Origin of the sequence: Enterococcus sp. AZ009 (genome assembly GCF_050548785.1) — a bacterium.
Taxonomy (GTDB): Bacteria; Bacillota; Bacilli; order Lactobacillales; family Enterococcaceae; genus Enterococcus_D; species Enterococcus_D entomosocium.
In genome coordinates, this window is record NZ_CP172960.1 from 2,667,311 (window position 1) to 2,692,320 (window position 25,010).

Annotated in this window: 26 protein-coding genes; 5 read left to right on the plus strand and 21 right to left on the minus strand. The window is 44.6% G+C overall.

The window, feature by feature from the left end; all coding sequences use genetic code 11:
• Positions 1-12: 12 nt before the first annotated feature.
• The 10 genes from IGJ74_RS12715 to IGJ74_RS12760 form a co-directional block, all read right to left on the minus strand.
• Complete coding sequence (locus tag IGJ74_RS12715; RefSeq protein ID WP_087664965.1) at positions 13-876, minus strand: formylglycine-generating enzyme family protein; 864 nt, start codon at positions 874-876, stop codon at positions 13-15.
• Between the two features lie 15 nt (positions 877-891).
• Positions 892-1,668: a sulfite exporter TauE/SafE family protein gene (locus IGJ74_RS12720; protein WP_008379028.1), complete on the minus strand. Its 777-nt coding sequence runs from the start codon at positions 1,666-1,668 to the stop codon at positions 892-894.
• Positions 1,665-2,777: a radical SAM/SPASM domain-containing protein gene (locus tag IGJ74_RS12725; RefSeq protein ID WP_087664967.1), complete on the minus strand. Its 1,113-nt coding sequence runs from the start codon at positions 2,775-2,777 to the stop codon at positions 1,665-1,667. The genes IGJ74_RS12720 and IGJ74_RS12725 overlap by 4 nt, the downstream gene beginning before the upstream one ends.
• Before the next feature lie 29 nt (positions 2,778-2,806).
• Positions 2,807-4,294, minus strand: coding sequence for a sulfatase-like hydrolase/transferase (locus IGJ74_RS12730; RefSeq protein ID WP_086332578.1), 1,488 nt, complete (start codon positions 4,292-4,294; stop codon positions 2,807-2,809).
• A 13-nt stretch (positions 4,295-4,307) separates the two neighbouring features.
• Positions 4,308-6,242, minus strand: a complete 1,935-nt coding sequence (locus tag IGJ74_RS12735) for a beta-glucoside-specific PTS transporter subunit IIABC (protein WP_218193425.1) — start codon at positions 6,240-6,242, stop codon at positions 4,308-4,310.
• Positions 6,243-6,353: 111 nt separating this feature from the next.
• Complete coding sequence (locus IGJ74_RS12740) at positions 6,354-7,175, minus strand: PRD domain-containing protein (protein ID WP_010747748.1); 822 nt, start codon at positions 7,173-7,175, stop codon at positions 6,354-6,356.
• A 215-nt stretch (positions 7,176-7,390) separates the two neighbouring features.
• Positions 7,391-8,704: a DUF438 domain-containing protein gene (locus tag IGJ74_RS12745; RefSeq protein ID WP_087664969.1), complete on the minus strand. Its 1,314-nt coding sequence runs from the start codon at positions 8,702-8,704 to the stop codon at positions 7,391-7,393.
• A complete protein-coding gene (locus IGJ74_RS12750) occupies positions 8,701-8,934 on the minus strand; it encodes a DUF1858 domain-containing protein (RefSeq protein ID WP_008379040.1) in 234 nt (77 codons plus the stop codon). The genes IGJ74_RS12745 and IGJ74_RS12750 overlap by 4 nt, the downstream gene beginning before the upstream one ends.
• 113 nt (positions 8,935-9,047) lie before the next feature.
• Positions 9,048-9,782, minus strand: coding sequence for an ABC transporter permease (locus IGJ74_RS12755; protein ID WP_087664970.1), 735 nt, complete (start codon positions 9,780-9,782; stop codon positions 9,048-9,050).
• Complete coding sequence (locus IGJ74_RS12760; protein ID WP_228100732.1) at positions 9,779-10,498, minus strand: ABC transporter ATP-binding protein; 720 nt, start codon at positions 10,496-10,498, stop codon at positions 9,779-9,781. Before IGJ74_RS12760 ends, IGJ74_RS12755 begins: the two co-directional genes overlap by 4 nt.
• A gap of 96 nt (positions 10,499-10,594) precedes the next feature.
• Here IGJ74_RS12760 and IGJ74_RS12765 point away from each other — a divergent pair, with 96 nt between their 5' ends.
• Genes IGJ74_RS12765 through IGJ74_RS12775 form a run of 3 tightly spaced genes read left to right on the plus strand, consistent with a single transcriptional unit; the run spans position 10,595 to position 12,776 of the window.
• Entirely contained in the window at positions 10,595-11,347 is a 753-nt protein-coding gene (locus IGJ74_RS12765) for a polysaccharide deacetylase family protein (protein WP_218193384.1), read from the plus strand.
• Positions 11,344-12,321 (plus strand): MetQ/NlpA family ABC transporter substrate-binding protein, encoded by a 978-nt coding sequence (locus IGJ74_RS12770; RefSeq protein ID WP_218193383.1) that lies wholly within the window; start codon positions 11,344-11,346, stop codon positions 12,319-12,321. Before IGJ74_RS12765 ends, IGJ74_RS12770 begins: the two co-directional genes overlap by 4 nt.
• 50 nt (positions 12,322-12,371) lie before the next feature.
• Positions 12,372-12,776 (plus strand): arsenic metallochaperone ArsD family protein, encoded by a 405-nt coding sequence (locus IGJ74_RS12775; protein ID WP_087665086.1) that lies wholly within the window; start codon positions 12,372-12,374, stop codon positions 12,774-12,776.
• Positions 12,777-12,797: 21 nt separating this feature from the next.
• Here the strand turns inward: IGJ74_RS12775 and IGJ74_RS12780 are convergent, their stop codons facing one another.
• Complete coding sequence (locus tag IGJ74_RS12780; RefSeq protein WP_008379053.1) at positions 12,798-13,457, minus strand: YczE/YyaS/YitT family protein; 660 nt, start codon at positions 13,455-13,457, stop codon at positions 12,798-12,800.
• A 92-nt stretch (positions 13,458-13,549) separates the two neighbouring features.
• Between IGJ74_RS12780 and IGJ74_RS12785 the strand changes: the two genes are divergently transcribed.
• Positions 13,550-14,221 (plus strand): cyclic nucleotide-binding domain-containing protein, encoded by a 672-nt coding sequence (locus IGJ74_RS12785; protein ID WP_008379055.1) that lies wholly within the window; start codon positions 13,550-13,552, stop codon positions 14,219-14,221.
• 121 nt (positions 14,222-14,342) lie between these two features.
• Here IGJ74_RS12785 and IGJ74_RS12790 read toward each other — a convergent pair whose 3' ends face one another.
• From IGJ74_RS12790 to IGJ74_RS12800, 3 genes are all read right to left on the minus strand, one after another.
• Positions 14,343-15,785 (minus strand): glycoside hydrolase family 32 protein, encoded by a 1,443-nt coding sequence (locus IGJ74_RS12790; RefSeq protein WP_061054416.1) that lies wholly within the window; start codon positions 15,783-15,785, stop codon positions 14,343-14,345.
• A 43-nt stretch (positions 15,786-15,828) separates the two neighbouring features.
• On the minus strand, positions 15,829-17,205 hold the full coding sequence (locus IGJ74_RS12795) for a PTS transporter subunit EIIC (protein WP_005234670.1): 1,377 nt from the start codon (positions 17,203-17,205) through the stop codon (positions 15,829-15,831).
• Positions 17,206-17,351: 146 nt separating this feature from the next.
• Positions 17,352-18,347 carry a LacI family DNA-binding transcriptional regulator gene (locus IGJ74_RS12800; RefSeq protein WP_087664973.1) on the minus strand — a complete coding sequence of 332 codons (996 nt, stop codon included), beginning with the start codon at positions 18,345-18,347 and terminating at the stop codon, positions 17,352-17,354.
• A gap of 363 nt (positions 18,348-18,710) precedes the next feature.
• Here IGJ74_RS12800 and mazE point away from each other — a divergent pair, with 363 nt between their 5' ends.
• Positions 18,711-18,941, plus strand: coding sequence for a type II toxin-antitoxin system PemI/MazE family antitoxin (mazE, locus tag IGJ74_RS12805; protein ID WP_087664974.1), 231 nt, complete (start codon positions 18,711-18,713; stop codon positions 18,939-18,941).
• Positions 18,942-19,173: 232 nt separating this feature from the next.
• Here the strand turns inward: mazE and IGJ74_RS12810 are convergent, their stop codons facing one another.
• The 7 genes from IGJ74_RS12810 to IGJ74_RS12840 form a co-directional block, all read right to left on the minus strand.
• Positions 19,174-20,484 (minus strand): NCS2 family permease, encoded by a 1,311-nt coding sequence (locus IGJ74_RS12810; protein WP_016621395.1) that lies wholly within the window; start codon positions 20,482-20,484, stop codon positions 19,174-19,176.
• A gap of 161 nt (positions 20,485-20,645) precedes the next feature.
• The gene (locus IGJ74_RS12815; protein ID WP_086316410.1) at positions 20,646-21,245 is read right to left on the minus strand and encodes an NUDIX hydrolase N-terminal domain-containing protein; all 600 of its coding nucleotides are present in this window, start codon (positions 21,243-21,245) and stop codon (positions 20,646-20,648) included.
• Between the two features lie 206 nt (positions 21,246-21,451).
• Positions 21,452-22,072 carry a zeta toxin family protein gene (locus tag IGJ74_RS12820; RefSeq protein WP_016613624.1) on the minus strand — a complete coding sequence of 207 codons (621 nt, stop codon included), beginning with the start codon at positions 22,070-22,072 and terminating at the stop codon, positions 21,452-21,454.
• Positions 22,073-22,939 carry a class II fructose-bisphosphate aldolase gene (locus IGJ74_RS12825; RefSeq protein ID WP_005234664.1) on the minus strand — a complete coding sequence of 289 codons (867 nt, stop codon included), beginning with the start codon at positions 22,937-22,939 and terminating at the stop codon, positions 22,073-22,075.
• A 22-nt stretch (positions 22,940-22,961) separates the two neighbouring features.
• Positions 22,962-23,354 (minus strand): hypothetical protein, encoded by a 393-nt coding sequence (locus tag IGJ74_RS12830; protein ID WP_005225457.1) that lies wholly within the window; start codon positions 23,352-23,354, stop codon positions 22,962-22,964.
• A gap of 18 nt (positions 23,355-23,372) precedes the next feature.
• Positions 23,373-24,662, minus strand: a complete 1,290-nt coding sequence (locus tag IGJ74_RS12835; protein ID WP_008379073.1) for a PTS sugar transporter subunit IIC — start codon at positions 24,660-24,662, stop codon at positions 23,373-23,375.
• A 31-nt stretch (positions 24,663-24,693) separates the two neighbouring features.
• Positions 24,694-24,996 carry a PTS sugar transporter subunit IIB gene (locus IGJ74_RS12840; RefSeq protein WP_087664975.1) on the minus strand — a complete coding sequence of 101 codons (303 nt, stop codon included), beginning with the start codon at positions 24,994-24,996 and terminating at the stop codon, positions 24,694-24,696.
• Between the last annotated feature and the right edge of the window lie 14 nt (positions 24,997-25,010).

Consider the following 25,010-nt stretch of genomic DNA (forward strand, 5'->3'; position numbering starts at 1 on the left):
GCTTTTATCGGTTTACTGATCCAAGTCTTTGACACACCGAAACCCTAAATTATTGGCTGCCGACATCCCAGAATTACCATTTCTAGCGGCAATTCGGTATCGTTTGCAATAGGATTCATGGCACAAAAACGACCCGCCGCGAGTCGCATACATTTGATCATCTTGTGTTTGATTCCTTATCCAAAAGGTTTGTCCCGTCTGTTGTTGAAACTGCGTCAACGGGATGCGGGCAGGATTGACGCACCATTCCCAGACGTTGCCGATCACTTGATACAGACCAAAGCCGTTGGGCTCATACCATTTCGCTGGCGCTGTATTGGCAAAGCCATCTGCTCGCGTGTTGCTTTTTGGAAACTCGCCTTGCCAAATATTGCAATGATAGGTATTTTCTGCCAAAAATTCCCTTTCCCAAGGATATTTTTCAAAACTTGTCCCGCCTTTTGCAGCGATCTCCCACTCTGCTTCTGTCGGGAGGCGTTTTTTTGCCCATTGGCAATAGGCGATCGCATCGTTGCGAGACACCTGAACCACTGGGTGATCCATCCGCTGGGCAATCGTTGAATCAGGTCCTTCAGGATGACGCCAATCTGCGCCGCTAACCGCGTACCACCAAGCCATATTCGGTACCTTTTGACTGCGGTGTTTCGTTTGCTCACTTAAAAAATAGTGAAAAACGAACGACCAGCCAAAGCGCTCGGCTTCTGTGACATATCCTGTTGCTTCCACAAAAACTTGGAAAGCTTGGTTCGTCACCGTCGTGGCATCAATGGCAAATGCTGGGCTGTCGAGGCTGATTTGCGGTCCCTCAAGATCCTCGGCAAAGCCGTCCATCGTATTCGTGCCGATTCGATAAGTTCCTGCTGGAATCGTGGGCATCTGTTTGCCTCCTTTTTACAATAATTGATAGCCATTGTACAGATTGATCAGTAACACCAGCACGATCACGGTTTGGAATACCAGTGTCACTCGCTGCGGTGACAGGACGTTGCTGGCCTTGGCGCCTAATAGTCCTCCCACGATCGCGGCTGGAATAACAAACCACAAAATTTGCAGATCATACGCACCAAAACCTGTCGAAAAAGCGATCGTCAAAATTTTTGCCAGCTGCGAGAAAAAAATCGTACAAATTGAATAAATCGTCGCCTCTTTGATCGGCATGGCAAACAGCAACATCAATAAAGAAACATTGATGGGTCCGCCGCCGATCCCCAGCAAACTGGCTAGAAAACCGAGAATCAAACCGCAAGCTGCATACCAGCCGACTTTTTCCAACGCAAACCCGCGCCAGTTATATTTTGTATACAAAAAAGCAAACAATAGTGTCAGCACGGTCACAAGGATTTGGATCAGCTGAACCATCTTGTCGTCTCGAAAAACCAGCAATAGCTGTTCAAAGGCAACATTGCCTAAAACACCGCCTAACACAGCACCACCAGAAACCCACAAGGCAATCGACCAATTGATTTTCCGTCCACTGGCTAATTGTCTAGCTGTCGAAACGATAGACATCGTGAAGACAGCTGTCGCCGAGTAAAAAGAGATCGCAGCAACAGAATGGGCGCCGATAAAATCGAAAATCGGTTTGATCAGCACGCCGCCCCCCATGCCGGAAACTGCCCCTACGGCATTTGCTAAGACGATCACGAGAAAATAAATCAGTCCGATCATTGTCTCACCCCTTGCAACAGCCCCAATATCTCATTGATTCTGGGTGTGAAGTCTTTTAACAGCTCCTGATAGCCGCAAAACCCCTCACTATCCACGTACATTGCATCTTTCATTCGTTTACAGCCTCCTCGGCACATTTTTTGGAAAGGACATTGCGTACACTTCGAAGGCATGTCTTTTTTCTGGCACAAAAACTGCTGCGAACAGTCTTGAGAAAACAATTCCCGCAACGTTTGCTCTTGGATATAGCCCATGCGAAACTCATCTAATACATAGAAGTCACAAGGATAGACACTGCCGTCGGCTTCGATCACATACTGCACTTGGCAGTTGCCTAGAATCCCACAGGCAGTTACTTGCTGCCGCACCAATAGATTTAGTAAATCATCGAACAGCTTAATACTTAGGTAGCGCCCTTGTGTCAATTCCTGCAGCCAAAACGCCAACAGCTGCTGATAAAAGTGCGCAAAGCTTCTTGGTGTCAAGGCATAGTCGTTCGTTGACGTGGCATCCAAATCAGCCAAACAAGGAATGAACTGCACAAAGGCAATCTGCTCTTCCTTGAGAAAATCAAACACACGCTGGGCTTCCTTTGCTAATGGATTTGTCAACACGCACAAGACATTGTACTCGATCTGATAGGCGTCCAATAACCGCTTGGTCTGCAAAACCCGCGCAAAGGTCCCCCGCCCTTTGGCGTCTAATCGATGCCGATCGTGCGCAAGCGGATGCCCATCGATCGACAGCCCGACTAAAAAGCGATACTCTTTCAAAAAACGACACCATTTATCATTGATCACCATGCCGTTGGTCTGGATCGCATAGTGTACTGTCACTCGCTTTTTTTGCGCCGCAACATAAGCCGTTAGTTTTCTAAAATAACTCAGCCCTGCCATCGTCGGCTCTCCGCCTTGAAATGCCAACGTCAAATGATCGCCAGCTTCTAAGTCTGCATAGATGTTTGCAATCATCTTTTCCATTACATCCTCTTTCATTTTGCCAAAGGAACGCACTTCGCGCAAGGAACTGACGTTGGCATAAAAGCAATAGGTGCAGCGCAGATTGCAAAGAGAGGATGCTGGCTTGATCAATACGGAGATGTGTTTCATGTGGAGGCCTCGATTCTTTTTTTACTTTTTTAGCGTTTGTCGCGTTTCATCGGAACAAAATCAGTCGTTTCCATATAAAAACGAGTAACGCGTTGTTTCATTTTCTCGACAATTTCGGCGTATGCTTTTTCTAGCGCCAAATTCTTGATTTCCATCGGGTCTTTTTCCAAATCATATAGTTCGTCATGCTCATAAAGACGCATCACATATTTATAGTTTCCCATCTTGCACATAACTGCTTTTGTATGTTCCGGACCTTCGCTATACTGTGTCGCAAGCCGCGGCCAATACGGAGATTTCGGTCCATGCCCCAGCTCCATCGCTTGTGTCTCCCCATGAGTGCGTCCGCCTTCGCAAAAAACAGCATCTTTGTGCTCTTCGGCTCCTTTGATCACAGGAACCAAGGATTTTCCAAATTGTGTATAGGAAAGATCAAACTCAGCCATTTCGGCGATCGTTGCTGGTAAATCTAGCAGTTCCGCTTGTGCTTTGGTGATTCGCGGCACACTTTCAATCGTTTTAGCAGGTTTGATGACCAATGGGACATTCGTGATCGGCTCTTCAAAACAGTTTTGGACTTTTTCAGTGATCGTGTAGTCACCAGTATAGTCCCCATGATCACTGAAAACAATGAGGTTTGTCTCATCATAAAAGCCTGTTTCACGCAGCTTCTCTTTGATCATGCCCAGTTGATGATCAAAGCGCGAAACCATTGCTAAATAGGTGGCACGTAATTCATCAAAGCGCTCTTCTGTCCAACCGTTCAAATTCTGTTTCTCATTGATGCCATACAGCATTGAGGCTTTGTTAGGAATATCTTTGATGTTCGGTCGGCGTTTCGGCAGTTTCTGACGATCAATACTCGAATACCATGGATCTTCGCAAGCATAGGGTGGATGTGGGAATGAGATCGTACAATAAACGAAAAATGGTTTGTCTGTCTTTTCCTGACTGCGACGTTCAAGATAGTCCAACGCCTTTTTCACACAATTCCAATCCGTTTTGCCATAACCCTCACTATCTGGTAATTTTCCCATATAAAATGAATAATACGTATCTCCTGAAAGCATCTGGTCGTACAGCTGTTTACTGGCTTCGTTCATATCGGCGGAATGATTGACTTCACTGTTTTGTGCATCCCGAGTGTTTTCGTCTACCACACCGTCATAATATTCATCACAATAGTCTGTTTTTGGTTTATCTCCCGGAACCACATCATTTCTGCCGATCCAGATGACTTCATAGCCTTGATTCTTCATTTCTTTCAAAATATTGGGTTCATCTTCTCTTTGCAAATAGTGCATCGTTCGATGCCCATTGACATGTGGATAAAAACCCGTCAGAAAACTATTTCTAGAAGGCACACAGACGGGGTTTTGGCAGTAGGCATTTTCAAATGAAACCCCTTCTTCTGCCAGTTCATCAAAGTTAGGGGTGATTGATGCGGGATTCCCCATATGTGCGAGTGCGTCATTTCTCATCTGATCTGCTACGAATAAAAAGATATTTTTTTTCAACTTGTCTTTCCTCCTAACCGATGACCGTTAATAAGGTATCTTGTTTTTCAACATCTTGTTTGTCTGTTTCAACAATATCTAGGTAATCCGCCGTGTTTGAAATAATAATCGGTGTCACGATGGAATAGCCTTCTTTTTCCAATGCGTCTTTATCAAAACTTAAAAGTAATTGTCCCTTCGTTACTGAGTCTCCTTGGGCAACTGCTGGCTGGAAATACTGTCCTTTCAAATTCACTGTATCCATCCCTACATGAATCAGAACTTCAACGCCATCTGCGGTCGTGATTCCCACTGCATGATTTGTCGGAAAAAGTGTTGAAACGATTCCATCTGCTGGTGCGTAGACCTTTCCTTCTGACGGAATGACAGCTAATCCTTTCCCTAACAATCCGCTGGAAAACGCTTCGTCTTTCACTTCTTTTAGTGGGATGATCGTTCCTCTAACCGGTGTTGCCAAATCATAGAGAACAGTTTGTCCAAGTTCATGATTCAGTGTCGATGGCTCCACGTTTTTTTCCTCGGTGCTTTCACTAGCTGGTTCATCATCGCTTTTAGGATCATAGGCATAAAAGAACGTGATCAAAAATCCTAATGCAAAGGCAACGGCACTAGCTATGGCAAACCCGATAAAGCTATTATCAATGCCATTTTCTGGGTGAATAAATCGTGGTAAAGCGAAAATACCTGTCCCGCCGTTGATGTAGACTCTCGTTTTGAACAATCCCATGATTCCTCCGGCAACAGCGACTGCGATGGAGGTAGTATAAAATGCTTTTTTCCTAGGTAAGGTTACCCCATACAGTGCCGGCTCCGTGATACCAAAGATAGCCGAAAGAAAAGCAGGGAAGGCGATTTCTTTTAATTTTTTGTTTCTAGTTTTCAAAAAGATTGCGAGGGTGACTCCCGCCATCGCCACGGGAGTTGCCAGACCAGCCATCATCACGACATCGTACCCTAGTGTGGCATAGTTGTTCAAAGCGATCGGCACAAAACCCCAATGCAGGCCAAACATAATGAAGACTTGCCAAAATCCCCCAATAACAATACCAGCGATAATCGGACTAAACTCGTAAGCAGCTGACAATGCTTGCCCTAATAGTAATCCTGCCCAAGTAGTAATCGGTCCAACGATTAGAAAGACTAATGGAACTGTGATTATCAAGGTCAGAAAAGAAACAAAGAAACTCCGCACTGCTCGTGGAATCAATAAAGAAAAGAAAGCTTCTAGTTTTGATGCCAAATAAGTAGCTGCAATAATCGGAATCACACTTGAAGTATAGCTCATCAATATAACAGGGATTCCAAGAAAAGTAATATAGATTGGAGATTCTAAGACAGAACCTGCAAATAAGGTATACATCGCTTCGCTTCCGCCATTTGCTGCTATGATCGTCGGATAAACTAATGCTGCCCCGATCGCCATTCCGATAAAGGGTTTACCCCCAAATTTTTTCGAAGCAGTGTACCCTAGAAAGAGTGGGAAGAAATAAAACAATCCATCCCCTGTCGCATTTAAAATCAAATACGTTCCTGATGCTTTATCCAGCACTTCAAATGTTGTCAATAAAGCAAGTAACCCTTTGATCATCCCTGCTGCCATCAAGACATTGATGATCGGCGTAAAAATACCAGCGACAATATCGATAAACCGATTTAGAATCCCTTTGGGTTCTTCCTCTTGCCCAGAAGTTTCTTCCGTATTCATATCGATCATGTCCGTAAATTCTTTGTAAACTTCTGCTACGTGATTTCCGATAACTACTTGATATTGTCCCCCACTTTGGACGACGGTGACAACCCCCGGCAAGTTTTTGATCGTTTGGGTCTGGGCTTTTGATTCATCTTTAAGTTTAAACCGAAGACGGGTAATACAATGCGTCAATCCAGCAATGTTTTCTTTTCCGCCGATATTCTTTAAAATTTGTTCATTCAATTCTTGGTATTGCATCTCATTCATTCCTTTCTCTACTATACAACCAATAAAAAAGGCAAGACCAAACAACACTACATTTCTTGTAGCCTTGTCAAGTCTTGCCTGCTTTACCAGTAACACCTTGAATTATTGATCGATCAATTTTTGTACATGAAGCGTTAAATACAATTGTTCATCGTCATATAATGTTTTATTTAAATATTCGCCAATCAAACGGGTGGTTTCATAGGCTTTAGGATATTTATCAATCACGTGGACTAACAGAGGATTCCCGACGCCTTCAACGATTTCCTTGTTTTCAATCCGTTTAAAAAAGAATCTCAAATGGGTGACGAAGCGATCGAAAGCTAAACTATTCTCATCAATGTGCACACGATTGTGAATACGAATAAGTGAAATAATGTCTTTGATTTTTTGTGTCAGCAATTCGATATCTTCCATCTTCTCTGAATCGTCATTGATTTGCGCATTAATAAAATGCATGGCGATATTACTGATCTCTGCCTCATTTAGGGAGAATTGCGTTTTGCTTTCAATCAATCGAACCGCATGCTCTCCTACTGCATACTCGTTGGGATAGAAACGCTTGATTTCCCAAGTCAAGCGATTGTTGATGCTGATCCCTTCTTCTTTCAAGCGAATCAAATTATAGATGTGATCCGTCAAAGAGATGTAAATGGAATCACTTAATTGGTAGGAAATGACTTGCTTTCCATAACGGATAATATCATCCGCAAGAGACGCATATTGGATTGGAATGTTCTCTAGTAATTCCATCAAACGATCAGAGGATTTCTTATGAAGCACAAACACTTTTTCAATTTTTGATTCATCGGCGGTTTGTCCTGGTTTCATTTTGAAGCCAAGGCCGGTACCGATCCAGATAAAATCTTTGCCATCTTGTCCGACCAAAACTGCATTGTTGTTTAAGATTTTTTTGATCTTCAAGACGCTTCTCACCTCCTTAAAATGAAAAAAGGCGATACCTTAATACATGTGTAGGATCCATACACACGTAAAAAGGTATAGCCTGCATTATCAGTAACTACCCATTTGATTGCCTTTACTATACTATTTTTCTAGAAACGTTGCAAGCGTTTTATTGATTTTTCTTTTTTTCGCTTCGTTTCAAATAGACACGGATCAGCCTTTCTCCAAACTGCTCACTGGTCCAGCAAACGGCTTTGCCCTTCGATTTTTTGGATCTCCGTAATGTCTTGCGTGACTTCTAGACAACCTAAATAGATGCCTGCTTCATTTTTTAATGCAAAGTAGCGAATATAGATTTTACGGCCCCGCATATCGATCCAAAATTCAGCTGTCTCCCTTGTACCCGCTCGAAAATCATCCAAAATCTGTTGCACGAGATGCATGCTTTTCGGTGGATGGCAGTTGACGACTTCACGACCTAAAACCGAATTCGTTCGTGGAAAGACGCGACTCTTGCCTTCTGAATAAAAGCGCACCCGCTCTTCACTATCTACAAAGGTCAAGTCCACTGGCAGCATTTGAAAAATGGCCACCAATTGCTCAAATTGCAGATTACCAGTAGGCAATGAAACGGTCGGCTGTTCAGCAATTTGCGGCGAATTTTCCGTTTCTATGACTTGAAATTCATCGAATCCTAAACCGGCTGCGATGGCGGCGGTTGTTTCTTGGGCTTCTTTGATCGCCGCTTGCCTTGCAGGTTCTGCCGCCTGTTCCTTTTCAAGAGCTTCTTGGCTCGGTTTCCAAGGAAGCGGTTCTGGAATAAAGGCAAAGCCGATGTCAAAACTGTCAGCCGCAATTTGTTCCCAATCTTTAAGACTGAAGACATCCAGCGTCATGGGCACCATGATTTCTTCTTCTTTGAAAATCATCTCTTCGATCTCGTTTTTGACTGCTTCCCATTGGACAGCGATTGGATTATAGGCAGCTTTTTCGGATGCCAAAAGCTCTTTGAGCGCTTTGATCATAACCCGAATATCATCATCAACACCCCACATCACTTTTGGCGGTGCAGTGATGCCGTACTTCTCCATGTAAGAAAAAATCAACGTTTCTTTTCGCGCATAGTGTTTGTCGATCTGCATTAAATCATTGCAGGCAGCTTGTAGACGCTTTTTAGGCGTCCAATCACCGGTTTTGATTTTGGCTAAGAGGCTGTCGATCTCATCGGTCAACAGGGATTGCAGGACTTGGTTCTCCAATTTTAGGGTATGAACAGGATGGCCTGGTTGCCCATATTCTTCATTGGAGTGATGGATCTCATTGATCGATCCTTTAAAAACAGCAGCATGAATATTGCACAAACGCTGAATCTCAGAAGGGTCCAACCCCGTTTGGATCAAAGCTTTTTCAGCAGCAGTGATCTCCGTCACATCCACACCATCAAATTCTTCGTTAAACAAGCGTTTAGCTTCTTCAAAGGAACCGCCTTGGTGAAGCAAACTCAGTATTTCGACGATCCGTTCTTGTCTTTGACTGTTAGTTTTCATTTCGTCGCTCCTTTCACAAGAAACCCTTGTTTTTCGAAAGCGAGACAAACCCTTTCCAAGGGGATCTTCTTCATCTGAGCCCCTTTGGGAATCGTCATGTAACGTCCAGCAGTTTGTAGCATCCCTGGTTGATTGATCGCCGTAAACCCTATTTTACTCATGATTTCTTGTATTTCAGGGTATTGTGCCACAAGTTCATAGAGCGTTTTTGACAGATCGATTTCTTTCATAGTAAGGTCTTCCTTTCAGTGAGAATGATTCTCAATAAGATATCCTTAGTATAAATCATTTTGTTCAAAAATACACGAACTGCCGCAAACATTTATCAATCGATCATTCTTTTCTAAGATTGTCGGTAACGGCACACCACTTTTTCCAACCAATCGATACTGGCAAAAAGCAGATAGCCCATCAAAGCAATCAGGAGGATCCCGGAAAGCATTTGCGGGTAGTCCATTTTTGACCACGCACTTAAGATCAGATAGCCGACACCATACGTCGTGTTATAGTTTTCGGCAAAAAAGAGGGAAGCCAACGCGATCCCGATACTGACCCGCACACTGGCAAAAAGTGCTGGCATGAGCGCGGGCAAAATAACGAAGCGCAAGACATGGTGCCATTGGTTGGTATAATTTTTCATGACCTGAAAATACGCTGGTGGGATCTTCGTGACTGCATCACGAATCGAGACGATCACTTGAATGACGATCACCGCAAAAATCAAGAGAATTTTTGAGAGATTGCCTAAGCCAAAGAAAATCATAAAGACAGGTAAAAACGCAACTTTAGGAATCGGATATAAAAAGTAAAGCAGTGGACCAAGCAGCCGATCCACTCTTTGGGATCGCCCAATCAAGATTCCTAACGGCACCCCGACTAGCAACGCCCCACTCAACGCCGCAAATACCCGCAGCAAACTGGCACCTGCGTGGATCAGCAAGACTTCTCGCAATGCCCAAAAACGTTCAGCTGTTTCTAAAGGATTAGGCAGTGAGCGATTGTTGGTCACCCAGCTTACGCCCCACCAAACCACGACAAACGAACAGAAGCCCCAAGCAAAAGATTTGATGGGTTTCATTGCCTCGCCTCCCTCATTTGTTCTTTCAACTGCAAGACGACTTCATAAAAAGCCAACGAGTCTCGTTCCAGCTGGCTGCCGTAAAATGGATTACTGATCGGCGTAACGTCCTGATCTTTTAGCAACAAAATCGTCTGCCCCAAAAACACTGCCTCTTCTGGATCGTGGGTCACCACGATTAAGCTGTTTTGTCTACGCTGCTGTTGAGCAGCGATCATGGCTTGTGCGTTTGCTTTGGTTTCTTGGTCCAGTGAAGCAGTCGGCTCATCCAATAATAAAACATCGGGCTGTGTGATCAGTCCCCGCCCCATGGCAGCCCGCTGTTTTTGACCGCCGCTAAGCTGATGTGGATAGCGGTCCTGCACCTGCGTCAATCCCAACTCCGCCAAACAGCTTGTGACCCGTTTTTTACGGCTCTCACTGGGTGTTTGATTGATAAGCAGCGGCATTTCCAGTGCTTGGTAAACTGTTTGCCAAGGAAACAAATGCAGTTCTTGGAAAACGACCTCGATGTTGTCAGGGGAACAGCCTTGGTAAGTGATCGTGCCTGATTGCGGTCGCTGCAACCCTTTGATCAAGGATAAAAGCGTGCTTTTGCCAATCCCCGATTCTCCCAGCAGCACATAGGTCGTTCCTTGTTCAAAACAAAACGAAAGATCCTTAAAAATGACGGTTTCCCCATACGTAAAGGAAACGGAATCGAATCGAATACTCATCAGAGAATAAACTTCTTTCTTAAAATTATTTGTGTTGGTTTTCACATTTTATGCTATACTATTTTTTGCGTGATTGACAAGAAAGGATGGTTTATGATGTTTCAGACCCTCGTATTTCATGAAATACGTCCCGAAGCAGAACTTTATGATCAGGTGCGCCCGATCAAAGTCGCAGACGGCTATCAAGATGCCTTGCCTCTGCCCTTATTCAATAGCACTTCTCATTTTAAACAACAAATCGACTTTTTGAAAGCAGAAAATTACCATACGTTGACCCTTGCAGAAGTCAAAGATTTTTATTTCCGGCAGCAGCCGCTACCAGAAAAATCCGTGTTGCTGACCTTTGACGACTGTTATCAATCAATGAAAGAATATGCCTACCCACTGTTGAAGGAAGCTGGTTTCAAGGCCACTGCCTTTGTCGTGACCGGCTGGCTTTTTGATGCCCCTCAGCCTTACGAACCAGAAGTTTCGCGGACATTGAGCAGTGCCGAATTAGCCGAAATGAGCGATGTCTTCGAATATGCCAATCATACCGCTCATTTTCACGAACGCAAGAACCAGCAAGGGCGGTCAATGTGGGAAACACCGGCAGCCTTTGCGCAAGACTTACGAAGCTGCAATCAGCACGTGGCCATCAAGGATGTTTTTGCCTATCCCTTTGGCTTTTATGATCAGCAGACGATCGCAACACTAGAAAAGGAAGGCTTTGTTCTGGCATTTACAACCAAACCAGGCATCAATACGACAAAAACCAAGCCAATGGAACTCCATCGGGCAGTCATCCCGTTCTCACTACCAATGGCTGCTTTTGAACAACGATTTAGAAACGAGGAAATGAACCAATGAAAAAAACGATTTTAGCAAGTATCCTAGCACTATTCGCTGTTGGCGCTGCCGCATGCGGCAACACTGGCGAAACAGCAAGTACCAGCAATTCCAGCACTAGCAGTACAGAAGCTGCGGTAACGGATCAAACATTGACGATCGGGGTGTTACCAGCAGAATCAGCGATTCCGATCATTCTAGCAAAAGAAGAAGGCTTTTTCGAAAAGCAAGGATTGACTGTGGAACTCAAATCCTTCACTTCCCCGAATGACCGCAATGTGGCGGTGCAGGCAGGCGAGCTGGATGGTACCATCAGCGATGTCATGACAGAAGCGACCTTCAAGCAAAACGGCATCGATATGACGATCACTTCTGATATTTTGGAAAACTTCAAGATTCTCGCTTCACCGAATTCAGGGATTACTGAGATGAAAGGGTTAGCGGATAAAAAAATCACCCTTGTACCGAATTTCATTTTAGAATACATCATGGATCAATTTGCACAAGAAAATGATTTTACTTATGACATCGTGGATATCGCTTCTTTTTCTGCCCGTTCCGAAGCATTGCTCAATGACCAAGTCGATGGCGCTGTTTATACGGAACCGCAAGCCAGCATGTTGGCTGCCCAAGGGGCGATTGTTTTAGGCAGCTCTAAAGAAGCTGGCATCAAAGGCGGCACACTGCAATTTATGGACGAAGTCATCCAAAATCGCCCGCAAGACCTAACAGCATTTTATACTGCTTACAACGAAGCCATTGATTACATGAATGCTCATTCAGCAAAAGACTATGCCGACATCTTGGCAGACTATCAATTTCCAGATGCTATGAGTACTTACTTAGACAGCCAGGAAGACTATCCTTATGCCCAAGCTGTACCGCAAGAGCAATACGACGCGATCATTGCTTGGACGAAAGACAAAGGACAAATCGACAAAGCATATTCCTACAACGAGTTGACCAATTTCGATTTTTTACCCGCTGACGAATAAGAAACAACAAAAAAGACGCAAATGCGTCTTTTTTGTCTTTTCACTTCTTTTTGACACTCTTTTTTGCTCGTGGCAAGAAATTCAGGTATACTTTTGACAAATCAGCTGCCATGAAAGGATTTGATTTAATGCCAACGATCGCTGTTTATGCCGACCAGAAAGAAGATACTTGGGAAGCACACTTGACTCACCAGTTAAAAATAAATGAAGAAAGGACCCAGGCTCATCAAACATTCCATAACGAACCTTTAACGATCGACGAATACTTCTTTACAGAAGATCCTGCCCCTTTTCATACGAATCAAGCCGTCAAGCAGCAATTAGCAAGCAATGGCCGCAGCTGTCTGCCACTCGTTTATGTCGACGATCAGCTATTTTGCCAAGGTCGCTTGCCAACGATCCGTGAATGGGAACAATTGACGAAATCTGGGATCACTGTGCAATTTGATGCGTAAGATCAAAAGGCGTTGAAGGATTTACCCTTGACGCTTTTGCCGAGTCGGTATTCCCAAAGTCAAATCACGTTCCTTCGACCAAGCGATGGCACCTGACAGCAAAAAGAAACTAATGACCGTCCCTTCCCTCACCGCTAGCGGTAAGCCCAAACTGATTGCTAGCAAGAGCGCCCCCGAAATACAGACTGCATCAACGCCATAACGGTACTGCTTAAATGTCCAACGACTGCGTTGCGCCAGCAAATGACACCAGTGCTCGATTGGAAATTTCAAGACCTGCAACCGTAGGACTTGCCCCGTCGCCGTTCCAGAAATCAAGATCCCACCGATCAAAGCAGCTAGTTGGCTCCAATAATTCGTCAAGTGCAGCGATGCCAAGAAGTAGTAAACAAAGCCATTGATCAAATAGCCGAAAGCCAGCAAAGCGAAAAACATAATCAAGTACTCACTGCCTTTTTGTTTGAGGGGCGTCTGCCGCCGATCCAATAGCCAACAGGCAGCTAGAAAGCCCAAGTTGATGGCTGTTGTGATGGTGCCGACTTTGATTCCTGACATCGTTGCCAGCGTGACATTCAAGGCATTAAAACTACTGACCCCAACGCCTGCTTTAATGGTCAAGCTGATCCCGAATGCACTCAGCCCATAAAAAATCCCTGATCCTATCCATTGCTTTTTATTCATTTTTTCTCCCACACTTTCTTTTTTGCTTTTCTAAGTATGTGCTATACTGACTAAAAACAAATAGGAGATTTCTCCTAGTTCGGAGGAAAAAAGTGAAAAAAACCGCTTATGCCTTGGCAATAAAGCAGGTACCAATCAAAGAAAGCTGCCCTTTGCCGATTCCTGAGGAGATTTTACAACAAAGTGCCCTCTGGACCTTTGATCATCGAGAAGCGATCCAAAAAGAAACGGTGCCGATGTCGGTTTTTTTCGTCCTATTGACTGGCAAAGCCAAGATCATTCAAACGCAAGAAAACGGCAAACGTGCCTTGCTGCAGTTTCTCCATTCTGGTGATTGCATTGGCGATCTCACGTTGATTGGCGCCGAAACAGTACCGAAAACCGTGGTTGCGATCGGTGAAACAACATGTCTGGGCATTCCGATGCAAGCAGCAGCTCACGGGCTCATGCAAGACCTGGCTTTCGTACAAACACTAGGCAAAACTATCGGTGAAAAATTGCTGCTGCGTATGGATCATTTTTCCGTCAATCAAACCTATCCCTTAGCTTGGCGCCTTGCTCATCTACTGTTGGAAGCTTCGATCGATGATCTTTTTCAAGAAAAATTGACGGAGACCGCAGAATACTTAGGCGTGAGCTATCGCCATTTGACGTATACCTTAAAAGATTTCAAAACGCAAAAACTAGTCACAAAAACTGCTGACGGCTATCGGATCGATGCACCTGCACTGCAGACCTTTATCCAAAACCAACAAAAGCAGTAACAAGCAAATAACGACAGCGAAATAGTTGGTATGATGCCCCCCTAAAAGCCAGAGAAAAAGCTGACTCTTGGGGGTGCAACAAGAAAAACCAACTGTTTGCTGTCGTTTTCGGATCGTTGCTTTATTTTTTCGCCAATGCCCAAGCATTGACAGTAACCGTGCCGGTTCCGCTGAGAGCGATCGCCTCGGTCCGTTTTGGATACACGCGAGAGGTCAAACAATATTGCCCGCCATTTAGGAAGATCTCAATCGAAGACGTATCGACAAAAATCTGCAGCTGCGTCAGCTCATCGACCTTGACACTGCGCTGTTTACGGCCGTAGCCAGAAACGCCATGATGGATCGTGAAGACGCCAGCTTCATAAGCCAAAGTCGTATCTTGCAAAAGTCCAAGCTGGAACTGCTGCAATGGGGCTTCCGCCGTAACTTGCAACTCATATGCCAATTCATCGAAAGACAAGTGCTGCGGTTTCTCTGAAAGCACAATTTTTTGGCTGACTTGCTTGTCTCGCAATTTTTGGAATTCTGGCAAAGGTTCTTGATACAACTGGTCATTTTTGACCGAAAGCTGTCTTGGCAGCGTTGCGGCATGCTGCCAGCCGCGAGGGATCGTAGGATTGCTGTATTCAGGACTGGTATCCCCTAGCCCCATCCAGCCCCACAAGATCCGACGTTTCTGCTCATCTTCAAAGGTTTGCGGGGCATAGAAGTCAAACCCATAATCAAGTTCACGGAACGCAGAAGTTTCTTTAAACGTCAGGGTTTCCCAATCCACCTCACCGATCAGATACCCTGATTGATGAATATTTTGGTAGGCATGTTCTTTGGCTGCCAAGCCTTGCGGTGAGAAGACCAACACATCTTTGCCATCTAAATGGAAGTAGTCTGGGCATTCCCACATGTAGCCTAGAGCATAGTCCTCACCGAAAAAGATTCCTCGATAGGTCCATTCATTTAAATCCGTCGATTCATAAATCAAAATTTTGCCTTCGTTTTCCAACGTACGCGCGCCTAGCAGCATATAGTAGGTGTCTTCATGGGCAAAAACCTTTGGGTCACGAATATGATCGGTAAATCCTTCAGGGTAGTCCTCATGAGGAATCACGACTTCTTGCTTTTCGACGGTATAGCCGTCTTTGCTGATTACATGGACCGTGTTTTGTTCTCGTCCACTAAAGGTATAGTCATGATCACCAGGATGTTTGACATTCCCAGTATAGAAGAAATGGATCGCGTCATTCTCGATAAAGGCAGAGCCCGAGTAGACCCCGTCTTTGTCATAGTCGTGTTCGGGAGAAAGAAACAGCGCTTCTTCTTGAAACGTGACATAATCCGTCGACGTTTTGTGTCCCCAGTGAGGTGGTTCCCCGCCATGGGGCGTTTGCGGTACATATTGATGGTAAAAATGAACCACGCCTTTGAATTGGCAAAGACCATTCGGGTCGTTCATCCATCCTGTTTCTGGCATCAAATGATAGTTCAAGCGCCACGCATCAGCACTGATTTTTTCTGCTAATTCGTTTTGTGTTTGGGCAAGCTGTGCCCAGTATTCCTTCGTTAACAATGCGGTACCTCTTTTCTCTTGCCGATGAACAGCAAGGGATTATTTATTGATTCAACTCTTTGGCTAGCGGTTTGCGCTGCAATTGGACACCAGCAAAACCGACTGCAAAGGCAATCAAAATCACGACAACGTATTTCAGCATGGCACCGAAATCTCCAGTATACAACAACAGTCCTGGTATAAAAGTGATGCCCATCCCAGTGGCAGCTAATTGGAAGACATACGTCGCAAACCCGCCGACTGCGCCCCCCAGCATGCCTGCGCCAAAAATCCGCATCGAGCGTAAGTTGACCCCAAATAGTAAAGGTTCAGTGATCCCAAATAAGGTTGGAACCGCCGCACTGATGGCATTTGAGCGTTTGACTTTGTTTTTATAAATAAATGCCGCAGCGATCGCAGCCCCGAATTGTCCCGCCATACTTGCTGTACCTAAGACTTGTAGGACGTTTTCGCCTGTCGTATTCAATAACCCTAACTCAATAATACTTAACGAATGGTGCAATCCAGTGATCACGATCACTTGCTGAACCCCTCCGTAAATGATATAACCGATGCCCAATGGCGCTTGCACCAAGTAGACGATACTGTTGATGACTGCTCTTTCAGCTACTTGCAAGATTGGTCCTAAGGCAAACAAAATCAAACCTAAAGTAATGACGATCGTTAAGAATGGTGTCACGATCAAATCCATCATTTGTGGAACAAATTTACGGAACCATTTTTCTAGCTTAGAAACTAAGATCCCGACAATAATTGCTGGAAAAATCGACCCTTGATACCCAGAGATCGATAAACCGAATAAGTGCAATGGCTCTGCATCCCCGCTGGCAACTGCCCAAGCGTTCGGCAATTGCGGCGCCACCATCATTAATCCTACCACGATTCCGATGATCGGATTACCGCCGAATTTTTTCGTCGCACTATAGGCGATCAAAACAGGTAAAAAGGCAAACGCTGTATCCGTTAACATTTCAAACATAGCTAACCAGTCAGCACTATAGGTGACCCCCAACTCGGTCAATAATCCCCGAATCCCCATCAAAAGCCCCGTCGTTACCAAAGCTGGAATCAATGGCACCAAGACATCTGACAACGTGCGGACAACTTTTTGGACGGGTGACAGATTCGAATAGACATCGTCTTTGAAGCCAGCTTTATCAGCGGAGGCGTCATTGCCCATTTCTGCTGCGAAGGCTTGATACACTTCATTGACTTTTCCTGTTCCAAAAATGAACTGATGCTGTCCCGTGTTGAAAAAATAACCCTTGCTGCCCTCAACTGCTTCCGCTTTGTCTTTATCTACTAACTGATCGTCTTTCAAAATCAAGCGCAAACGTGTGGCACAGTGTTCAAAGTTTTTGACATTTTCTTTGCCGCCAACAGCTTCTAACACTTGGTCGATCGTTTTTTGTTCCTTCATTTTTCCCACTCCTTTGATCGTCGGTTCATTTGTGGAACCGGTTCTACATCTGTAGATTAACAGAAACCGTTTGCAATTGCAAGCAAAGAAAATAAAAAAACAGAACGCCGCAACTGGACGTCCTGTTTTCTCTAAAAATGTTTGCTTTATTGCTCCTGCTTGTCAAGCTTGGCAGTCGACTGTTTGACCACTAATCGATTCGGCAATTCGATCACTTCAGGAACCTTTTCCCCTTGCGTCAGTTTTTGGATCGTTAAGACGGCATCGATGCCTAACTGGACATAGGGATATTGGGTCGTTGTGATGGTCGGATAGACATAATCCGTCGAATCATAGCCGCCAAATCCGTTCAAGGAAAAGTCTTGCGGCACTTGATACCCTAGTTCATGGGCGGCTTTCAATACAGCAACAGCAATATTATCGGTAGCACAGGCGATGTACGTTGCCGGTTGATCTTTCAAGAACACAAGGGCTTTTTGGTACGTTTCTCTTCTTGAAAAAGACGTTTCGATAAAGTCGACTTTGACGTTGGGCGTTTGTGCCAAGACATCAAGAAATCCTTTTTTTCGCAAGACACCTACCGCATAATCATTCTCGCTGACCCCAACAAATAAATAACGTCGGTGGCCAGCGCTGACTGCATATTCTGCCATGGTTTTGCCCGCTTGATAATCTTCATGGACGATGGAATGAATGCCAGCTAACTGTTGGCCCAACAATAAAACCGGCATAGGAACCTCTGCCAGCACCGCTTGCAGCTGCGGCGTGATTTTGCGCGCAAAAAGGATCATCCCTGCTACTTTTTGTTTGACTAGCATTTCGATATTTTCTAGTTCCCGTTCATCGCTTTGATCAGAGTTGGTGATCAGCATTTGATAGCCGTTTTCCCGAGCCGTCGTATCGATCCCTTTCAACACATCATTTGTCGAGGGCGAATTCAATCGAGGAATGATCACGCCCAGCAATTTCGTATCTTGGGCTTTCAGCGATCGAGCAAATGTATTGGGGCGATAACCAGTTTCAGCAATGATCTGATCAATTTTTTTGCGCTTTTCTTCACTGATATAGCCATTGTTCAGATAGCGGGAAACCGTACTTTTCGCTACTCCCGCCTTTTCAGCAATGTCCTTGATCGTTGTCATGATTTCCCACCTTTGCATTTTCTTTTATTATAACAATAACTGAAAGAAAAGCGCAGGTTTTGCGTAAAAATTGTTGGGTTGGGCGGTTTTGGAATGAAGCTTCACTTTTTCGTCAGTTCAATACCCTGGTCATTGGTACACCATAAATGATCCATCTAAAAACTTCGTAATTCTGCTTAAAGGCTGAAATCAATTGTTCTGAGATATTCATCCATCTTTTCAAACAATACTTCATTGCGGTTTTTTATCTATCTTATGTAAAGTGAATTTTAAACTTTTGATGTGTTCAAAATACATTAAATCTCACTGTTGTCTTCTCCTTCCATAGTATTGCAAGGTATACTATCTCTAAGAGGTGATACTATGCTTATTACTAAATCAAGTCTACAAGGCAATTCCATCGTCGTTACGCTTCCTTCTGATAACGGAAAAAAACCGCCTGAAAACCAAGAATATGTTGTTGTCTACGCAGAGGATGGGACGATCATTCTTGTTCCTAAAATTGAAGATCCTTTTCATGGTGGAGAGGAATCAGAGTTTTATGAAAAAGATGCGTGGGAAGACCTTTCATCTGAAGGGAGAATGATTTTTTAATAACTAATTTTCAAACTTACATTTCCAAAAAGCGACTATCGCTTGGATCGACTTTTCCCCTTCGTCTGGAAAGGAAATTCAAAAAAAGACGTCCTGTATTAGATATTTACCATTATTCGATTCTGAACATCTTTATAGCAAGCGACATATAAGAAAAAAACCAGTTAAGCCACGCTTAGCTGGTTTTTCATTAGTAGAAATCCAATCCTAAGTTTACATTAAAACGCCTCTATCACACATTCAAAATCCACATAAACCCAAGAAAGACAAAGAACAAGCCGTACATGATCGGTGAGACTTCTTTGCCGCGTTTGGCTGCTAACATGGTGATTGGGTAAAAGATGAAGCCCAAGGCGATCCCATCGGAGATGCTGTAGGTCAACGGCATGCCTAGTAGAATCAAGAAGGCTGGGATTGCGATTTCCATTTCGTGCCATTTGATTTCTCGCAGTGATTGTGCCATCAACACGCCTACGACGATCAGTGCTGGTGCCGTCACTTGAGAAGTGACAACGGATAGCAATGGTGAAAAGAACAAGCCGAACAAGAAGAAAATTCCAGTCGTCACAGCAGTCAAGCCAGAACGACCGCCCACGGCGATCCCAGCGGAAGATTCCACATACGCCCCTACTGGTGAGGTCCCTAATAAAGAACCGGCGAGCATGGCGGTGGAGTCAGAAGCAAGTGCTTTGCCGACCCGCGGCATTTTGTTGTCTTTCATGAAGCCTGCTTGGTTGGCAAGCCCCACCAAGGTGCCTGCGGTATCAAAGAAAGTGACGAGTAAGAAAGTCAGTACTACGACCCACATTTGCAGGGAGTTGATGTCTCCTACATGGTTTAGCGCCACTAAGAATGTGGAAGAAATACTTGGTGCAGCAGAAACGATACTGGATGGTGCTTGGATCAAGCCAGTCAAAAGACCTAAAACAGTTGTTGCGGCCATCCCGATAAAAATTCCACCAGGAACTCGGCGAACCATCAAGACGGCAGTGATCACTAGACCAAAAATCGTCAGCCACGTCGTACCGACACTCAATGAGCCTAGTGCCACAAGGGTCGAATCGTCGGAAACGATGATCCCGCCTTCGCTCAGTCCCAAAAAGGCGATGAACAGACCGATCCCGCCAGAGATGGCGTATTTTAAATCAGCAGGGATCGCATCAATGATCAGCTCCCTTAATTTGAAGATCGTGATCACGATGAAAATCAGTGATGCCACAAACACACCCGCTAATGCTGTTTGCCATGGAACCCCCATTCCAATACAAACTGAATAAGAAAAGAAGGCGTTGATCCCTAATGCGGGTGCCGTAGCGATCGGGTATTTTGCTAAAACCCCCATCAAGATACAGCCCAATGCACTGGCTAGCGCCGTTGCTGTAAAGACGGCACCTTCGTCCATCCCAGATGCCCCAAGGACCGTTGGATTGACGAATAGAATATAGGCCATTGAGATAAAGGTGGTAAAACCAGCTAAGATTTCTCGTTTAACCGTTGTTTGTAAGACATCCAGCCCAAAAAAGGAATTGATTTGATTCTTCATTTTTACTCCTCCAGCAATCAAGCAAAGGTGTCGCCATTGCTTGATTTTTTTATAATGAAAACGACGAAATCAATCATAAACCAACTTTATCTGCAAGTAAATATTATCCGGTTAAAAAAACCAATAAAACGCTTTTTCCAATATCTTACCCTTAGCTGTTTTTAATCAACGTGTAACGACTTCTCATTCATCAATTGCTCCAGCTGTTCCTTGGTGGTGCGCTTGATGGAAAGCTTTGGCAACTCGTTCAACGCAAAGTAATCGCTGTTGGAGGTTTCACTGTTTTTGATAAAGTCCCCTGCCAGAACCTCACATTCAAAGACCAACTTATAGTATTGAAACACTTGCGGAATGTCTTGTCTTAGATTCGTATCAAAAATTGCTCGCAGCTCCTTCACCTCTACTAGCAAACCGGTTTCTTCCAGCACTTCTTTTTTGATGTTTTCCCGAGGCGTCAAGCCAATCTCTGCATAGCCACCCGGCAGTGACCATTCTTTCGTCAGGCTGTCTTCCACTAGCAAGATTTTTTCGTCTTTTTGGATCAATGCTCGTACGTCGACTTTAGGTGTAGGATACCCCTCATTTTTTTCTGTTAAGAGGGTCAACGCAGCTGCGTCTTGATCCACGACGGTACTCATCAAATGCAATGCCAACTCTTTGATTTCTTGGTATCGTTCCTTATCGTACACATCTTTGCCATAGTACAAACCTGCTTCAGCGATCGATAACAGGCGTTTGTATTGCGCAAAATAATCTTTCATCCATTCCCCGCCTTTTCCATTTCTCTGTTATGCTTCTTATTCTAGAGGAAATCGGCGGTTTTGCAAAAGAAAGTCTTCTGAGACATAAGAAACAATCCGTCTTGCTGTGACAGCTAAACTTCCCCAAAAGCTGAGTCATGAGAAATAGCTCATAAAAAAAAGCAGTTGGCATGTACCTAGAACAGGTATAACGCCCACTGCTTTGCTTATTTACTTAGCTCAATTGCGATTCTCTCGATCAACGGACGATAATCCACTTGCTTGTAATCTTCCACATTGACTTCGATAAGCTCCCCTAACTGAAAGTCATCGTAACGGCGATCGGTGATGATTTGCCGAAACGCTTCTTTGGTTATATGGTTGGTTGCAGCTTGTCTATCTTCCAGCACATCCCCGTAATGGTATCGTTCCATGATAAAACTCAAATGACGGTCATCCGCTCGATCACGTATGAAACGTCTTTCCCATAAGGTTTCAAACGAGGCAGTCAAACGTATGGTCAAGCAGTCGTAGCCATAACTTTGAGCGAGAAAAGTCAGCAAGGGCTTCTGCTTTTCACTAAAGGGGTATTCCGAGACCACCAAGCGTTTTCCTAGAGACATGTACAAGCCCAATGCCTGATAGTAAAAAGGCCAAACATACTGCTTTTCGATCTGGGCTTTTTCTGCCAATGAATCAAAGCCGAGGGATTCGGCATAGCATTCTTTGATTTCATCTGGCGTAAGAGCGAAAAGATCAGGAAAACGTGTCTTCAACAGATTCAATAAATAACTTTTTCCAGTTCCAGGGCTGCCTGCCAATAAAACAAGCATCTTTTTGCGTACCATCTATTTGCCGATTGCAGTCGGCGCTTTCGTATTCATGAAAAGGCCGATCTTGTGCTTGACGATTTCTTTGATGGCTTCATTGGATGGGATCACGTTGTGGCGCAAAGATTTGTTGACTTCCGTTGCCCCAAAATTTTCTTTCGCAATCTTCGTCCAGTTGACCAACAATTCAGTACCTACATTAAACTTGCGAATGCCGTTATTGATCAATTCAGGATAATCTTCTTCCTTGACGCCAGTTCCTCCATGAATGACTAGCGGCACGTCGACGACTGCATGGATCTCCTTCAATAACGCAACATTCACTTCGGTTTTGGAGCGGAATTGGCCATGATTGGTTCCGATAGCGATGGCTAGCGCATCGACGCCAGTAGCAGCGACAAATTCTACCGCATCTTCTGGGCGTGTGAAGACTTTATCGTCTTCTTCCACATGAATGCCTTCTTCTGTGCCGCCGATCGTTCCTAGTTCTCCTTCGACGGACACCCCATGGGCATGGGCGTATTCTACGACTGCGCGCGTTTTCAAAATATTCTCTTTGAAGGGCAAATGCGAACCATCATACATCACCGAGCTATAGCCGCTATCAATCGCCGCTTTGATCTCATCGAAATCTCTGGCATGGTCCAAATGCAAGACAGCGTCCACCAGCTCGTGATCGGCAATCGTTTTGACGACATTGACCAAGACATCATAGCCGATGTATTTCGCCGTATCGATACTTGTTTGAATGATGATAGGTGCCCCCATCTCTTTGGCTGCCCGCAGCATGCTTGGCAGCATTTCTAAATTATGGGTATTAAAAGCCCCCACTGTAAAATTCAATGCTTCTGCTGTTTTCGTTACTTCTTTTAATGTTGTATACATCCTTGATTCCACCTCGTCTAGTTTAATTGCCGCTGATCGTAAGTTGTTTGGCGATTTGCCGCATTTCTTCCATTTTATCCATGTAATAGTCGATCTTTGCATCGTCGCCATTTCGTGCGGCGGCGGCACGCTGAGCATTGTAAAGGGACATCAGTTTTTTGTAGCCGTCCCCGATCGATTTCTTCGCCTGCAAACTTTTTTCCAATGCGTCGATCGCTTCTTCTGTGCGAGAAAGTTTTGCCTGGGCTAAGCCTAACGCTTCATACAATTTTGCCTGTTCGTCGATGTCGGTTTCTGCTTGCAACTGACTTTCTAGATTTGCAATAAGCGCTTCTGCCTCTTGGCTTTCTTCAGCGGTCAAAGGAACCGCTGGTGTTTCTGTGGGCTTTTTTTCTTTTTTGAAAAAAGAGAACATGCGTCTTCCTCCTAGCGATTAAAAGTTTTTCAATAAGGGACTGATGATCCAAGCATATAGCAAGGCTGCCGTGACGGTATCCACATCAGTTGCCGTAGCGTTAACAAAGCCCATTTGATTGAAGATCGTTACAAGTAGGGCTGGCAATAACGTAATGAAGAAACCGTGAAAGATCCCTCCGATGATCGCCCCTCGACGTCCACCGACCGCATTGCCGAAGATCCCAGCGGTGCCGCCTGCAAAGAAGTTCGTCAGCATCCCTGGCAAGATCATCGCCAAGCCAAAGACTGGTAAAACGAACATGGCGATGACTGTCCCAATCGTTGTAGTAATGAAGCCTAAAATAACTGCATTGGGGCTATATGGGAAGAACACTGGGCAATCGAGTGCTGGTTTTGCATCAGGCACCAATTTCATGGCGATCCCACGAAACGCAGGGACGATCTCGCCTAAGAGCAACCGAACGCCAGCTAGCAAAACATAGACCCCAACCACGAATTGAATGGCTTGTAAGAAGGCATACATGATGTAATTTTGATCACCAGAGAGCGTAGAAGCAAAGGTTTCTCCAGCAAACAAGACCGTCACGATATACAGTGGAACCATCACGACCATGACAGAAAGATAGGTATCTTGTAAAAATTCAAAAGAACGTGGCAGTTTGATGTCTTCGATCGATTTTTTCTTCTCGCCTCTTTCTCCAAACAGATAGGCAACGCCTGCTTCAAAGAGGTAACCGATCGTACAGAAATGTCCGAGAGCAATGTCGTCTGAACCAGTGACTTTGCGGATGATGGGCTGAGCCATCGCTGGCATCGCTACGGCAAAGATCGCCCCAATCAACCCACCGACAAGAATCAAGACAACGCCCCGTAAACCAGCGAAATAGCCAAAGACCGTCGTCATGGTCGCCATCCATAAAATGGCTTGACCCGTCAAGAAAATATATTTCCATTTTGTAAAGCGTGCCAATAAAATATTAAAAACAAAGATGGCTAAAAATGTCAGCGCTATGTCCCGACCCAAGCCCAACTCATTCATCGCTTGCCCGTTGATGGCTTCGATGGAAGGAATTATGCCTTGCATGTCGAATCCTTCTGTGAAAATCTCGCCGAAATAGGTCAAACTACCGACGATGATGCTAGAACCAGCGCTTAAAACCTGGAAGCCCAATAGCGTCTTCAAACTTCCTGAAATGACTTGACCTGCTGACTTTTTCTGAAGCAACAGCCCTAACATCGCGATCAAAGCGATCGTGATCGATGCCTGCGTTAAAATATTATCAATGATAAAATTGATGATGCCCATTTTTTCAAACTCCCTTCGTCATGCCTCTTCCTTACAGTGCGCCTTTTTCCGTTAATACTGGGATGATTTTTCCTTCGATTTCTGGTTTTGAAACGATGTTGCGTAAATAAATGATTGCGGTTGTCGGGTCCAAAGCAAACTTTTCAAATTGCGTCCGAAAATTCTCTGCCGTAATGATGATGTCTGGTTTCATTGATACTGCTGATGAGATATCGACATGATCCAATTTCGCCTCCACTCCTAATTTCGTTAAGACATCTTCTGTTGACATCTGAGCCGCAAAACTGCTGCCAAGACCTGCACCGCATACGAATAAGATCGATAATTTGTTCATGATTTTTTCCCCTT

What these genes read in the sequence shown, in the direction of transcription:
- IGJ74_RS12815 (WP_086316410.1), bottom strand. Translation starts at nt 21,245, where the DNA reads ATGAAAGATTATTTTGCGCAATACAAACGCCTGTTATCGATCGCTGAA.
- IGJ74_RS12830 (WP_005225457.1), bottom strand. Translation starts at nt 23,354, where the DNA reads ATGTTCTCTTTTTTCAAAAAAGAAAAAAAGCCCACAGAAACACCAGCG.
- IGJ74_RS12735 (WP_218193425.1), bottom strand. Translation starts at nt 6,242, where the DNA reads ATGCAATACCAAGAATTGAATGAACAAATTTTAAAGAATATCGGCGGA.
- IGJ74_RS12760 (WP_228100732.1), bottom strand. Translation starts at nt 10,498, where the DNA reads ATGAGTATTCGATTCGATTCCGTTTCCTTTACGTATGGGGAAACCGTC.
- IGJ74_RS12770 (WP_218193383.1), top strand. Translation starts at nt 11,344, where the DNA reads ATGAAAAAAACGATTTTAGCAAGTATCCTAGCACTATTCGCTGTTGGC.
- IGJ74_RS12720 (WP_008379028.1), bottom strand. Translation starts at nt 1,668, where the DNA reads ATGATCGGACTGATTTATTTTCTCGTGATCGTCTTAGCAAATGCCGTA.
- IGJ74_RS12825 (WP_005234664.1), bottom strand. Translation starts at nt 22,939, where the DNA reads ATGTATACAACATTAAAAGAAGTAACGAAAACAGCAGAAGCATTGAAT.
- IGJ74_RS12725 (WP_087664967.1), bottom strand. Translation starts at nt 2,777, where the DNA reads ATGAAACACATCTCCGTATTGATCAAGCCAGCATCCTCTCTTTGCAAT.
- IGJ74_RS12715 (WP_087664965.1), bottom strand. Translation starts at nt 876, where the DNA reads ATGCCCACGATTCCAGCAGGAACTTATCGAATCGGCACGAATACGATG.
- IGJ74_RS12780 (WP_008379053.1), bottom strand. Translation starts at nt 13,457, where the DNA reads ATGAATAAAAAGCAATGGATAGGATCAGGGATTTTTTATGGGCTGAGT.
- IGJ74_RS12810 (WP_016621395.1), bottom strand. Translation starts at nt 20,484, where the DNA reads ATGAAGAATCAAATCAATTCCTTTTTTGGGCTGGATGTCTTACAAACA.
- IGJ74_RS12820 (WP_016613624.1), bottom strand. Translation starts at nt 22,072, where the DNA reads ATGGTACGCAAAAAGATGCTTGTTTTATTGGCAGGCAGCCCTGGAACT.
- mazE (WP_087664974.1), top strand. Translation starts at nt 18,711, where the DNA reads ATGCTTATTACTAAATCAAGTCTACAAGGCAATTCCATCGTCGTTACG.
- IGJ74_RS12765 (WP_218193384.1), top strand. Translation starts at nt 10,595, where the DNA reads ATGTTTCAGACCCTCGTATTTCATGAAATACGTCCCGAAGCAGAACTT.
- IGJ74_RS12755 (WP_087664970.1), bottom strand. Translation starts at nt 9,782, where the DNA reads ATGAAACCCATCAAATCTTTTGCTTGGGGCTTCTGTTCGTTTGTCGTG.
- IGJ74_RS12800 (WP_087664973.1), bottom strand. Translation starts at nt 18,347, where the DNA reads ATGACAACGATCAAGGACATTGCTGAAAAGGCGGGAGTAGCGAAAAGT.
- IGJ74_RS12835 (WP_008379073.1), bottom strand. Translation starts at nt 24,662, where the DNA reads ATGGGCATCATCAATTTTATCATTGATAATATTTTAACGCAGGCATCG.
- IGJ74_RS12750 (WP_008379040.1), bottom strand. Translation starts at nt 8,934, where the DNA reads ATGAAAGAAATCGATCTGTCAAAAACGCTCTATGAACTTGTGGCACAA.
- IGJ74_RS12745 (WP_087664969.1), bottom strand. Translation starts at nt 8,704, where the DNA reads ATGAAAACTAACAGTCAAAGACAAGAACGGATCGTCGAAATACTGAGT.
- IGJ74_RS12840 (WP_087664975.1), bottom strand. Translation starts at nt 24,996, where the DNA reads ATGAACAAATTATCGATCTTATTCGTATGCGGTGCAGGTCTTGGCAGC.
- IGJ74_RS12795 (WP_005234670.1), bottom strand. Translation starts at nt 17,205, where the DNA reads ATGAAGGAACAAAAAACGATCGACCAAGTGTTAGAAGCTGTTGGCGGC.